Origin of the sequence: Streptomyces sp. NPDC051041, assembly GCF_044456065.1 — a bacterium.
Taxonomy (GTDB): Bacteria; Actinomycetota; Actinomycetes; order Streptomycetales; family Streptomycetaceae; genus Streptomyces; species Streptomyces glaucus.
Window position 1 is genome coordinate 26,088 of the sequence record NZ_JBITFM010000028.1, and the last position, 12,344, is coordinate 38,431.

General features: G+C 72.2%; 11 protein-coding genes. 4 read left to right on the top strand and 7 right to left on the bottom strand.

Going from position 1 to position 12,344, the window contains the following annotated elements; translation table 11 throughout:
* Nucleotides 1–166: 166 nt before the first annotated feature.
* From ACIBAI_RS27945 to ACIBAI_RS27955, 3 genes are all read left to right on the top strand, one after another.
* Nucleotides 167–1,219 carry an endonuclease/exonuclease/phosphatase family protein gene (locus ACIBAI_RS27945; RefSeq protein ID WP_399038489.1) on the top strand — a complete coding sequence of 351 codons (1,053 nt, stop codon included), beginning with the start codon at nt 167–169 and terminating at the stop codon, nt 1,217–1,219.
* Between the two features lie 144 nt (nt 1,220–1,363).
* Complete coding sequence (locus ACIBAI_RS27950; RefSeq protein WP_399038491.1) at nt 1,364–2,581, top strand: MFS transporter; 1,218 nt, start codon at nt 1,364–1,366, stop codon at nt 2,579–2,581.
* Between the two features lie 342 nt (nt 2,582–2,923).
* Nucleotides 2,924–3,388, top strand: a complete 465-nt coding sequence (locus tag ACIBAI_RS27955; RefSeq protein ID WP_399038493.1) for a hypothetical protein — start codon at nt 2,924–2,926, stop codon at nt 3,386–3,388.
* 239 nt (nt 3,389–3,627) lie between these two features.
* Here the strand turns inward: ACIBAI_RS27955 and ACIBAI_RS27960 are convergent, their stop codons facing one another.
* Nucleotides 3,628–5,382, bottom strand: coding sequence for an NAD+ synthase (locus ACIBAI_RS27960; RefSeq protein ID WP_399038495.1), 1,755 nt, complete (start codon nt 5,380–5,382; stop codon nt 3,628–3,630).
* A gap of 478 nt (nt 5,383–5,860) precedes the next feature.
* Between ACIBAI_RS27960 and ACIBAI_RS27965 the strand changes: the two genes are divergently transcribed.
* Nucleotides 5,861–7,222, top strand: coding sequence for a glutamine synthetase family protein (locus tag ACIBAI_RS27965; RefSeq protein WP_344605134.1), 1,362 nt, complete (start codon nt 5,861–5,863; stop codon nt 7,220–7,222).
* 75 nt (nt 7,223–7,297) lie between these two features.
* Here ACIBAI_RS27965 and ACIBAI_RS27970 read toward each other — a convergent pair whose 3' ends face one another.
* The 6 genes from ACIBAI_RS27970 to ACIBAI_RS27995 form a co-directional block, all read right to left on the bottom strand.
* Nucleotides 7,298–8,566 carry a tyrosine-type recombinase/integrase gene (locus ACIBAI_RS27970; RefSeq protein WP_399038498.1) on the bottom strand — a complete coding sequence of 423 codons (1,269 nt, stop codon included), beginning with the start codon at nt 8,564–8,566 and terminating at the stop codon, nt 7,298–7,300.
* A 38-nt stretch (nt 8,567–8,604) separates the two neighbouring features.
* Nucleotides 8,605–8,844: a helix-turn-helix transcriptional regulator gene (locus ACIBAI_RS27975; RefSeq protein ID WP_399038500.1), complete on the bottom strand. Its 240-nt coding sequence runs from the start codon at nt 8,842–8,844 to the stop codon at nt 8,605–8,607.
* 439 nt (nt 8,845–9,283) lie between these two features.
* Nucleotides 9,284–10,762 (bottom strand): ATP-binding protein, encoded by a 1,479-nt coding sequence (locus ACIBAI_RS27980; protein ID WP_399038501.1) that lies wholly within the window; start codon nt 10,760–10,762, stop codon nt 9,284–9,286.
* Between the two features lie 2 nt (nt 10,763–10,764).
* Entirely contained in the window at nt 10,765–11,625 is an 861-nt protein-coding gene (locus ACIBAI_RS27985; protein ID WP_399038503.1) for a bifunctional DNA primase/polymerase, read from the bottom strand.
* A gap of 89 nt (nt 11,626–11,714) precedes the next feature.
* Nucleotides 11,715–11,897: a hypothetical protein gene (locus ACIBAI_RS27990; protein ID WP_399038504.1), complete on the bottom strand. Its 183-nt coding sequence runs from the start codon at nt 11,895–11,897 to the stop codon at nt 11,715–11,717.
* Between the two features lie 18 nt (nt 11,898–11,915).
* A partial coding sequence (locus tag ACIBAI_RS27995) for a hypothetical protein (RefSeq protein WP_399038505.1) occupies nt 11,916–12,344 on the bottom strand: 429 nt, incomplete at its 5' end.

Sequence of the window (12,344 nt, forward strand, 5' to 3'; positions counted from 1 at the left end):
CCGTCACAGAAACCGCCCGTCCCGCCCTTGATCGGAACTCCGAACAGCGGCTCGGACGTCCTCGTGCCCGTACGGCCGTCACCGGACGGCGGAACGGAACGGATCATCCCCTAGGGTCTTGGGACACGGGGGCGATGATGTGCACGGCAGGCGGTGAGGCGACGGTATGGCGCAGCAGGCGTACATGACGGAGACGGCAGGCGGTGGCTCGGGGCCCGAGCGCCGGGGGGCCCGGCTTCGGCGCCTGTGGGGACGGCTGGCCGCGAGCTGGCGGGGCGATCCGCGGATCTGGCGCCGCGGGATCCTCACGGCCGCGGTCGCGGTGCTGCTGGCCGTGGTGATGCTGGCGCACGCGTACATCCCGAACGCCGTCGGCAACCTCGGCAGCCTGACCGAGACCTTCCTGCCGTGGCTGGGCCTCCTCGTGCCGGCGCTGCTGGTGGCGGCCCTCGTCCGCAGGTCGGCGACCGCGCTGATCGCGGTGCTGCTGCCGGCGGTCGTCTGGCTGAACCTCTTCGGCGGGCTGCTCACCGACAAGGCCGCCGCCGGCGGCGACCTGACGGTGGCCACGCACAACGTCAACGCCGACAACGCCGACCCGGCCGGCACCGCCCGCGCCGTGGCCGCCTCCGGCGCGGACGTGGTGGCCCTGGAGGAGCTGACGGCCGCGGCGGTGCCGACGTACGAGAAGGCGCTGGAGTCGACGTACCGGTACCACTCGGTGCAGGGGACGGTCGGGCTGTGGAGCAAGTACCCGCTGAGCGGCGTCCGGGCCGTCGACATCAAGCTGGGCTGGACGCGTGCGATGCGGGCCGCGGTGGCCACCCCGGCCGGGCAGGTCGCGGTGTACGTCGCCCACCTGCCGTCGGTGCGGGTGAAGCTGGAGGCCGGGTTCACCGCCCGGCAGCGGGACAAGAGCGCCGACGCCCTCGGCGAGGCCATCGCCGACGAGCCGCTGACGCGGGTCGTGCTGCTCGGCGACCTCAACGGCACCATGAACGACCGCGCGCTCAACGCCGTCACCTCGCAGCTGCGGTCCACGCAGGGCGCGGCGGGCCACGGCTTCGGGTTCAGCTGGCCGGCGTCGTTCCCGATGGCGCGGATCGACCAGATCCTGGTCAGGGGGGTCGAGCCGGAGAGCTCCTGGTCGCTGCCGCAGACCGGCAGCGACCACCTGCCGCTCGCCGCGCGTGTGAGGGTCGCCACATCCGGTTCGTGAAAACCCCAGGTCAACAGCGTTTCGGCAGGTCGGTGTCAGCAGGGCGTAACCTCGCGGAATACTCCGCCTGAGAGCCTTTGTTCCGTACGTGAACATACGAGTCACGACGTACGGATCCCCGCTCCCGAAAGGCAAGACCCCTTCATGCCCCTGGCCCTGCTCGCCCTTGCCGTGGGTGCCTTCGGCATCGGCACGACCGAGTTCGTGATGATGGGCCTGCTGCCCGACGTCGCGGACGACCTGCACGTCTCGATCCCCGCCGCCGGGCACCTGGTCTCGGCGTACGCGCTGGGCGTCGTCGTCGGCGCCCCGCTGCTGGCCGCCGTCACCGCGCGGCTGTCCCGCCGCACCGTCCTGATCGGCCTGATGGTCCTGTTCGTGGCGGGCAACGCCCTGTCGGCGCTCGCCCCCGGCCACCAGTGGCTGCTCGCCGCCCGTTTCCTCAGCGGCCTGCCGCACGGCGCCTTCTTCGGGGTGGGCGCCGTGGTCGCGACGACCCTGGTGGCGCCGGAGCGCAGGGCGCGGTCGGTGTCGCTGATGTTCCTCGGCCTGACGGTCGCCAACATCGTGGGCGTGCCCCTGGCCACCCTGGTGGGGCAGCACCTGGGCTGGCGGGCGACGTTCCTCGGCGTGAGCGCGATCGGCGTGGCGGCGATCGCGTCGCTGGCGCTGCTGATCCCGCGCGACCGGACCCGGGCGCCCGAGGCGGGCCTGCGCGGCGAGCTGGCCGCCCTGCGCTCCCTGCCGGTCTGGCTGGCGCTCGGCACGACGGTCGCGGGCTTCGGCGCGCTGTTCGCGGCGTACAGCTACATCACGCCGATGCTCACCGACGCCGCCGGGTACGCCGAGACCAGCGTGACCCTGCTGCTGGCGCTGTTCGGCGTGGGCGCGACGGCCGGCAACCTGCTCGGCGGCCGGCTCGCCGACCACTCGCTGCGCGGCACGCTGTTCGGCGGCCTGGGGGCGCTGGTCGCGGTGCTCGCGCTGTTCCCGCTGCTGATGCGGACGCCGGTGACCGCCGCGCTGGCGGTGACCCTGCTCGGCACGGCCGCCTTCGTCACCGGCTCGCCGCTGCAGCTGATGGTGATGGAGAAGGCGTCGGCGGCCCCGTCGCTGGCCTCCTCGGCCAACCAGGCCGCGTTCAACCTGGCCAACGCCGGCGGCGCCTGGATCGGCGGCCTGGCGCTCGCGGCGGGCCTCGGCACGACGTCCCCGGCGCTCGCCGGCGCGGCGCTGGCGGTCCTGGGCGTGGCGGTGGCGGCGGTCGCGGCCCTGCTGGACCGCCGGACCGCCCCGGCGAGCGGGCGGGAACGCGTGGTCGCCGGGCACGTGCCGCAGGAGCCGGAGGTCCTGCACCGCTGACGGCCGGTCGCGAACCGGCGAGGGGCCCCGGGCCCCCCCGGGGCCGGGGGCGCGCCCCCCCCCCGGGCCGGGGGCCCCCCCGGGGGCCCGGGGGCGCGGGACCCCGCCCGGGGGGCCGGCCGGCCCCCCCGCGCGGGCGGGGGGGGCCCCCCCCCGCGGCGCGCCCCGCCCCCCCCCGGCCCCCCCCCCCCCCCCCCGCGTCCGGAGCCGGCGGACCGCCGGTCGTCCCGTTCACTGTGACACCCCTGTGACCCGACGAGTGACTTCCGTCACAGCCGCCCGGTACGGGCCCTGCTGGGATGGCCCGATGCGACGAGCACCGCGCCCGAGGGCGTCCGCCTCATGATCATCGGACTCGGCATCGCCGCCGTGTGCGCCCTCGGCGCGCTGATCGCCCTGATGGGCGTGGTCGCGATGGCGTTCCCGGGCCGGCCCCGGCCCTGGCCGGCGCACCTGCTGCGGCGGAGTGCGTGGCTGGCCGCCGCGTCGGCCGCGGCGGTGTACTCGCTGGGCCTGTCCGGGGTCCTGGCCTCCGAGTGGGCCGTCGGCGACGGCGCCGATTCGACCCCGGCCCCGGCGTGCCGCGACGGGTTCGCCCCGGCGACCGTCCAGGGCCTGTCCCACCACCGCGCGTCCTACCTGCCGCTGGGCTTCGACTGCGTCCGCGAGGACGGCAGCGCCTACACCAGCGACCCGGACTACGCGTGGATGAACCGGACCAGCGCGGTCCTCGCGCTGTCCGCCGCGGCGCTCGCCGTCGGCGCGGGCTACGCGGCCGAGCTGCGCGCCCGCGCGGCGGCCCGGTGATCCGCCGCGGCGCGCCCCCGGCCGGGGTGCGGGCGGCATGACGGTGCTCCCGGTCCTCGCGGCACTCGCCGGGGGCCGGGCCGCCCTGCCCCCGGCGGCGGGCCCGTGGCACGCGCTGCGCGATCCGCGGGCGCTGCTGCGCTGACCCGGGCCCGCGGGCCCGTCCGTGCCCCGCGCACCGCCGGGCCCGGACCGGTACGCGCCCTGCGCACCGCCGGGCGCGCGGACCGGTCCGCGGGTTACGCCCCTTCCCGCCAGCCGTTGGTGATCGGCAGCCGCCGGTCCTTGCCGAAGCCCTTCGCCGAGATCTTGGTGCCCGGCGGGTACTGGCGGCGCTTGTACTCGGCCGTGTCGACCATGCGGAGCGTCCTGGTGACCAGGTCCCGGTCGAAGCCGGCCGCGACGATCTGGTCGGCGCCCCGGTCCCGGTCGACGTACAGCTCGAGGATCGCGTCCAGGACGGGGTAGTCGGGCAGCGAGTCCGTGTCGACCTGGCCCGGGCGCAGTTCGGCGCTCGGCGGCTTGGTGAGGGAGTTCTCCGGGATCGGCGGGGTCTCGCCGCGCTCCTCGGCCGCCCGGTTGCGCCACTTCGCCAGGCGGAACACCGACGTCTTGTACACGTCCTTGATGGGGCCGTAGGCGCCCACCGAGTCGCCGTACAGCGTCGAGTAGCCGACCGCCAGCTCCGACTTGTTGCCGGGGGCGAGGACGATGTGGCCCTCCTGGTTGGAGATCGCCATCAGCAGCGTGCCGCGCAGGCGCGACTGGAGGTTCTCCTCCGCCAGGCCCGTCAGGCCGAGCGAGGCCATGTAGGCGTCGAACATCGGCTCGATCGGGACCGTGCGGTAGTTCAGGCCGGTCCGCCGGGCCAGCTCCGCCGCGTCGTCGCGGGAGTGCGCGGAGGAGTACTTCGACGGCATCGACACGCCGTACACGTTCCGCGCGCCCAGCGCGTCGCAGGCGATCGCCGCGACCAGGGCCGAGTCGATGCCGCCGGACAGGCCGATCAGGACCGACCGGAAGCCGTTCTTCGCCACGTACGCCCGCAGGCCGACCACCAGCGCCGAGTAGACCTCCTCGTCGTCCTCCAGGCGGTCGGCGTGGCGGCCGGTCAGCTGCGGCTCGTAGGCCGGCAGGGGGTCCTCGGACAGGACCACGCGGTCGATGCGCAGGCCGTCGTCCACCACGCCCGTCGGCGCGTCCGGCGCCGCGGCCGGCAGGTCGAGGTCGAGGACCAGGCACTCCTCGGCGAACTGCGGCGCCCGCGCGACGACTTCGCCGTCGCGGTCGACCACGATCGAGTCCCCGTCGAAGACCAGCTCGTCCTGCCCGCCCATCATGGCGAGGTAGGCGGTGGTGCAGCCCGCCTCCTGGGCCCGCTTGCGGACCAGCTCCAGGCGCGTGTCGTCCTTGTCGCGCTCGTAGGGCGAGGCGTTGATCGACAGCAGCAGCCCGGCCCTGGCCGAGCGCGCCGCCGGGACCCGGCCGCCGTCCTGCCACAGGTCCTCGCAGATGGCGAGGGCGACGTCGACGCCGTGCACCCGCAGGACCGGCATCGAGTCGCCGGGCACGAAGTAGCGGAACTCGTCGAAGACGCCGTAGTTCGGCAGGTGGTGCTTGGCGAAGGCGAGCACGATCTCGCCGCGGTGCAGCACCGCCGCCGCGTTCTGCGGGGCGCCGGCCGGCTGCCCGTACTTCGGCTGGGCCCGCTCGCTGCGGTCGAGGTAGCCGACGACCACCGGCAGGTCGCCGAGGCCCTCCGCGGCCAGCCGCGCCGCCAGGTCCCGCAGGGCCGTGCGGGACGCCTCCACGAAGGACGGCCGCAGGGCCAGGTCCTCGACGGGATACCCGGTCAGCGCCATCTCCGGGAACGCCACCAGGTGCGCTCCCCGCTCGGCGGAGTGCCGGGTCCAGCGGACGATCGACTCGGCGTTCCCGGCGAGGTCGCCGACGCTTGCGTCGATCTGGTTCAGGGCGAGGCGTAGTTGAGGCACGCGCCCAGTGTAATCGTCAGTGCGACGCGATGGGGTGGCGTGTGGTGTGGGGCACCCCACGCGCCGGCTCCGTTTGACGGCGTCGTTCCTGGTGAGGGCGGCTCTCCCGGTGCCGCCGTCGCCGTCGGCGTCCGCACCGGTGACGGCGGCGCGGACGGCCGCGGCCGGCGGCCCGGACGGCACCGGAAGCGCCTCGGGACCCGCCCGGGGCGCACGCCGTCCGGATCCGCGTCGGCGGGCGCGTCGCGGGGACCGGAAGGGAGTGGGGACCGGCCGTTACGGATAGTCGGTGCGAGCAGGCAAGATGGGCGCAGAGCTGTGCACCTGCCGGAGGTGAGGCGTTCAGACCGGGGTCGGCCGGCCGATCAAGGTCCGCAACGCGCACGAAATGGTGTTGTGGTGGGATGCTCAGGTGCCCGACCGCCTCCCGTGGGACCGGAGACAGGCGGCCTGACCAGCAAGGATGGGGAAGCGGAAGATGGACAAGCAGCAGGAGTTCGTGCTCCGGACGTTGGAGGAGCGCGACATCCGGTTCGTACGCCTGTGGTTCACGGACGTCCTGGGCTTCCTCAAGTCCGTGGCCGTGGCCCCGGCGGAGCTGGAGCAGGCCTTCGACGAGGGCATCGGCTTCGACGGCTCCGCCATCGAGGGCTTCGCGCGGGTCTACGAGTCCGACATGATCGCCAAGCCCGACCCGTCGACCTTCCAGGTCCTGCCGTGGCGCGCGGAGGCCCCGGGCACGGCCCGCATGTTCTGCGACATCCTCATGCCGGACGGCTCCCCGTCGTTCGCCGACCCGCGCTACGTCCTCAAGCGCGCCCTGGCCCACGCCTCCGACCTGGGCTTCACCTTCTACACGCATCCGGAGATCGAGTTCTTCCTGCTGAAGGACAAGCCGGTGGACGGCTCGGTCCCGACGCCCGCCGACAACTCCGGCTACTTCGACCACACCCCGCAGAACATCGGCATGGACTTCCGCCGCCAGGCGATCACCATGCTGGAGTCGATGGGCATCTCGGTGGAGTTCTCCCACCACGAGGGCGCCCCGGGCCAGCAGGAGATCGACCTGCGGTACGCCGACGCGCTGTCCACGGCGGACAACATCATGACGTTCCGCCTGGTCATGAAGCAGGTCGCGCTGGAGCAGGGCGTCCAGGCGACGTTCATGCCGAAGCCGTTCAGCGAGCACCCCGGCAGCGGCATGCACACGCACCTGTCCCTCTTCGAGGGCGACCGCAACGCCTTCTACGAGTCCGGCGCCGAGTACCAGCTCTCCAAGGTCGGCCGCTCCTTCATCGCGGGCCTGCTGCGGCACGCGGCGGAGATCTCCGCGGTCACCAACCAGTGGGTGAACTCCTACAAGCGCATCTGGGGCGGCACCGAGCGCACCGCGGGCGCCGGCGGCGAGGCCCCCTCCTACATCTGCTGGGGCCACAACAACCGCTCGGCCCTGGTCCGGGTGCCCATGTACAAGCCGGGCAAGACCGGCTCGGCGCGCGTGGAGGTCCGCTCCCTGGACTCCGGCGCCAACCCGTACCTGGCGTACGCCGTCCTGCTGGCCGCCGGCCTGAAGGGCATCGAGGAGGGCTACGAGCTGCCGCCGGGCGCCGAGGACGACGTGTGGGCCCTCTCCGACGCCGAGCGCCGCGCGATGGGCATCGAGCCGCTGCCGCAGAACCTCGGCGAGGCCCTCACGCTCATGGAGCGCAGCGACCTGGTGGCCGAGACGCTCGGCGAGCACGTCTTCGACTTCTTCCTGCGCAACAAGCGCCAGGAGTGGGAGGAGTACCGCAGCGAGGTCACCGCGTTCGAGCTGCGCAAGAACCTGCCGGTGCTGTAGGCGCAGGTCAGGGCGGGTTTCCCGCTGAAGCCACGGATGGGGCCGACGGTCGTGGACCGTCGGCCCTGCGGCGTCTCACTGCTCCTGGGCCGTCTTTGGGCCGTCCGGCGCCGGGTTGGCGCCCCCGTACAGGCCGTCCACCGCCTTCCGGGCCCGTGCGTCGCTGCTTGGCATGAGATGCGTATAGACCCGGAGCGTGAACCCCGGGTCGTTGTGCCCGAGGTAGTGACTCAGTGCCTTGATGTTCTCGCCGGCGTCCAGCAGAACCGAGGCGTAGAAGTGCCTGAGGGCGTGCATGCCGTGTTCGCGGGCAGCCTGGTGCCGCTCGCCGGGCTTCGGCACGGGGATCACCCCAGCGGCGACGAGGGCAGGCTTCCACGCTCGGTCATTGAAGTCGGTACGGCGAACCGCGCCCGTTCCGTCGAGACGGGTGAACAGCAGCCGCTTTGTGACCGGCGGGCCGTCTACCCGGAGCCACGGCAAGGTGACCTCCACCGGGGGGAACGCCTGCATGTGCTGCTTGAGGACGTGCGCCACGCAGTCGGGCAAGGGGACGTCGCGAACCTTGGCCCGCTTCGGTGGGGCGAACACGAGACCGTCTTTCGACACCTTCACCTGGTTCGTGATGTGTAGCCACCCGGAGTCGAAGCCGATCGCATCGATGGACAATCCGAAGATTTCTCCCTGCCGGAGTCCACATCCGCCTCCGAGATCGACCGTCGCGCGGTATCGCTCCGGTAGCGCCGCTCGTACAGCGAAAACACGCTCTGCGCTCCACGGCACAACGCGGCCACTCCCCGCAGCAGGCGGACGCACTGATTGCGCGTGGCACGGATTCTTCGACAAGTGACCATCGTCCACTGCTGCGTTGAGGACCGTAGACACGTTGTTATAGATCACGCGTCGGTACGACGATGCAGGGACGGCCCGTTCAAGTTCGCTGAGCCAATCCCGGATGTGTTCCGGCTTGAATGAGCCGAGCGGCCGCGGTCCCAGGTAGGGGATGGCGTGGCGGCGAATCGCAGACTCCACTGACTCTCGCGTGGTCATGTCGGTGGTCTGCGTGTTCAGCCACTTCTCGGCGTACTGCCGGAACGTCACTCGGCTCGCGGCCGGGTCCACGTACTGCCCCCGAGACATGTCCGCCTCGATGTGGGCGAGCCACTGATCGGCAAGCCGTTTCTGCCCATCCGGGAACGACTTGCTCTTTTCAGTGCCGTCCGGGCCGATGTAGCGGGCGCGGTAGCGCATCCCGGTGCCGTAGCGGTCCGTGCGTACACGACGGGGCTTGCCGGCGGCGTCGGGTTCGGTCTTGTACCACCGGTCTTGGATGTGGCCTGCCATAAGGCAGTGGTCCTCCCTGCTGTGCGGTGGGTGCTCGGTTAGGCGGCGGTGGGGTCGGCGTGCTTGCACTGGTCGACGTAGGCCCATACGTCAGCGGGGTCGTAGCGGAGGTGTTTGCCGACGCGGAAGCCGCGTGGGCCGGTGCGCTTCTTGCGCCACTGATAGACGGTCTCCAGGGGCACCTCGAACATCTCAGCGATGTCATTGGGGGTGAGGTACCGGTCCGGGAGGCCGCTTCGGAGAGTGGCCCGGGGGTCGGGCTCTGTCTGCTTCGCCATGGAACTCCAGGGAGAGGGCGTGGCCGCATCTGTCCGAGGTGCGGATTTCTGCGTCACCTGCGTCACCTGCGTCATCTGCGCCTCTGACCTGCGGTTTTGTGGTGACGCGGCACGGTGGGGGTGTGTCACCGGTGACGCGGGTCTTCGTCATCGGGTGACGCAGGTGACGCGGGGTGACGCAGGATTCGGCGGTCTGCGTCACCCGTCCTTGTGCAGGTCACCGACCGTTTTTGGGGTGCGGGTGACGCAGGTGACGCAGCGTCTCTCCACTTCGGACAGAGAGGGGGGTGGTGTCTGTTGTGCTGCGCTGCTCAGAGAGCGAAGAAGGAGCCGCTTCGCGGCGCGACCTTTGCAGGGCGGCGTCGCCGCCGAACAGCAAGAGGAGCACGCGGGGCCGGGTGCTCTTCTTGCTTGTCCGGGCAGTCGGGGTGCCGTGCGGTCAGAAGGCCGCTCCCTGCTCGGGTGAAGGCGGGGCGGCGGCTGGCCGCGCGATCTCGATGTACCGGGACGTCTTGGTGCGCCCCCAGTCGATGAGGACGCCCCGGGCCGCGAGAGTGGGTTGAAGGCGCTTGAGGCGGTCCGAGAGCACCTTGCCGGTGGTCGGCCACCCTTTGGGCAGGGGACGGAAGTCCTCGCCCGTGTAGAGGCCCGTGAGGCAGTGCAGCCACTCGGCGGACGTCATGCGCTGCTCGGTGCCCGGGTCGATGCCGGCGGCGTGCTTGAGCACCGTCTGTGCCAGCAGGTCGCCCTCGATGACGTCGTCGTTGAGGTCGTCCAGGCTGGCACGGTAGGCGGCGAGTGCGCCCAGGCCGGTGGCCGCGTCGAGCTGCGCGCACAGGTGCGCGAAGTCGGCCATGCGCAGGTCGGTCGGGATGTCCGCCTCCGCCGCCCGCACCTGCACGGTCAGGTCCAGGAGCGAGCCGAGGATGACGGGCAGCGCCTGGGCGAAGTCGGACCACAGTTCCGCCTCGGTGCGCCGTACCTTGGGCCTCTCCAGGCGGAGCGGCAGGAGCCGCTCGGCGAGGTCGGGCCGGATGACGCCGACGTCGATGCCGGTCAGCAGCAGGGGGCGGCGGTAGCCGATGCGGAAGACGTCCCCGTCGGTGAACAGGGCCCGCTTGACGTTCTCCGCCCCGGTGACGATGCAGCACATCGCGTCGGACAGGTCGGGGGTCATGTGGGAGAGGTTGTCCAGGGCGGTGACCCAGCCGGCCGCCACCGCCGTGATCAGGTTCTCCTCATCCTTCGGTGCCCGGCGCAGGTCCCCGGTCATGCCCTCGATGATCCGCACCAGCATCCGCCCGCCGGTGGACTTGCCGGCGCCCTGCGGACCGGTGAGGAACGGGGCGGGCACGGGCACCGACGGTGAGAGGCAGCCGATGAGCCAGGCGATGGCCAGGCACTCGGTCTCGGCGGTGGCGAAGTTGCACAGCCGCATCAGCAGGTCGATGCCCTTGCCGTCGGTGTCCTTGACCGGCAGGGGCAGTTCCCCCGTGAGCTGGGTGCGCCGCCAGCAGACTTCCCGCGGGTCCGGGGTGCGGATGTCCCAGCCGGTGGGGTGGATGCGCACGGACTGCCCGTCGCTGCGCCCCAGGTCCAGCCACGTCGCCCCGTCGAATCCGGGGGCGACGCGGATGTGCACGGGCTGTACGTCCTCGGTCAGCGCCAGCGCTTCGATCAGGTCGAGCGCTTCCTTCATGGCGGTGCCGTTGAACACGCCGATGCCGTCCTTGAACAGTCCGACCATGAGTTCCTGCCGGTGGCTTCCTGTGGTGCCCTGGGAGCGGATCGGGCGGGCCACAGGATGGCCGTTGCGCTGTGCGTACACGGTGCCGTCGGCGGTGCGGAAGTACCGGAAGTGGGATTGCGCGTAGTCGGTGATGATCTCGCGGGCGGGGGTCTTCTCGTCCTCGGACACGGTTACAGTCCCAACGTGGTGCGGGCATTGGCCCACGCGTCCGCGCAGTGCCGGGCCGTCTCGCCCTTGCGCTGCGCGGCGGTGAACAGACGGGTGACGTAGGCGTCGGTCAGACAGCCACACCAGCCGTGCCGGGACAGCACGGCCAGGAACGTCTGGTACACGGTGGTATGGACCGCGCTGGATGCCTCGGTGATGCGTTGCTCTGCCATGGCGATGCCGCGTTCCAGGTAGGCGGGCGTGCGGTGCGGGCACTTTCCGCCCTCGGCGCCCGCGGGCACGGCGACGGTCGCCGGCCGGACCGGAGACGGTTCCTTCACGGCCAGCGCGCGAACGGCGTCCGGCAGGTCGGCCATGGTCCCGGTGCCCGGCCCGAGGTAGCGGGCGTAGGCCATGGTCGACTTGATGTCCACGCCGGGCCGCACCGCGTTCCGTGATGTCATGGCGCCCCGGTAGATCCAGTGCTCGCCGCGCGTCGTCGGCACGGTGCGCGTAGCGGGCAGGGCGGTACGGGCCCAGGCGATGGCGTCCGCGTCGTCCAGGTCCACCACGGTCAGCCCGGCGCCGCCGGGGTGGTAGCCGACGCACACCGCCCGCCGCCACGCCGTGGCCCATGAGGGCGAGACGATGACGGCCGGGTCGGTGGTGGCGGCGGCCCAGGCGTGGCAGACGCCGGGGCAGCGGCACGGGCCCGGGGTCTTCATGTTCGGCCGGCCGCCGCACGCGTTGTCCGCGCACGCCGGGCAGTTGCCGAACGGCACCTTGCCCCGGCGCAGGGGCAGCACGGGCACACCGGACGCCGCGAGACTCAGTGCGGTGCGCTGGGGGTCGCGCACTCGCCGGATGGTGGTGGGTTGCGTCATGCTGGGAGACCTCCACAGGTCAAGTGGTTGACAGGTGGACAAGGGCGGCCCCGCGTTCTTGGCGGAAGGGGGGGCCGCCCTTGGCGTAGCTAGGCGTTGGCGCCGTTGTCCGGCGTCGGCGGGTCGGGGTGGAACGCCTTGGTGTAGAGGCGGACGCGGTAGCCGTCGCGGGCCGGGCGGCGCTCAATGGGGTCGCAGTCGAACGCGGTCGTCAGCGCCTGCGTGATCTCCGGTTCGTCGGCTGGGTCGCAGATGATGCGGATGTCGAACACGGTTCTCCTCCTGGGGTGTCAGCCGTGGAAGTGGTTGCGCTTGATGACGGCCTTGCGGATGTTGACCGTGGTCCCACCGCGGTGGCCGCTCGAGGCGAAGACCTGCACGGCGATCCAGCCGCCGAAAATGACGGCGGCCAGGATGATGAGCTGGGTGATGAACGCGGTCAGGGCGGCGATGAACGACGTGAGCAGCAGCAGGCCGCCGCAGACCGCGAGGAACCCGACGCCCCCGAGGGCGACGTTCACCGCCGTGCAGGAGACGGCCGGCTTCGCGGTAACCGGCTCGGGGCGGGCGGGGTCGATGGCGTAGCCGGTGACCACGCGCCCGTCCGGTAGGACGATGCTCGTCACCGCCGGGACCGTGCCCGGCTGGAGGGGGACGGCTGGTGTCGGGTGGACGGGGAGGTGCGGGAGCGGGGTGGGGTAGTGGACTTCCACGGCCCG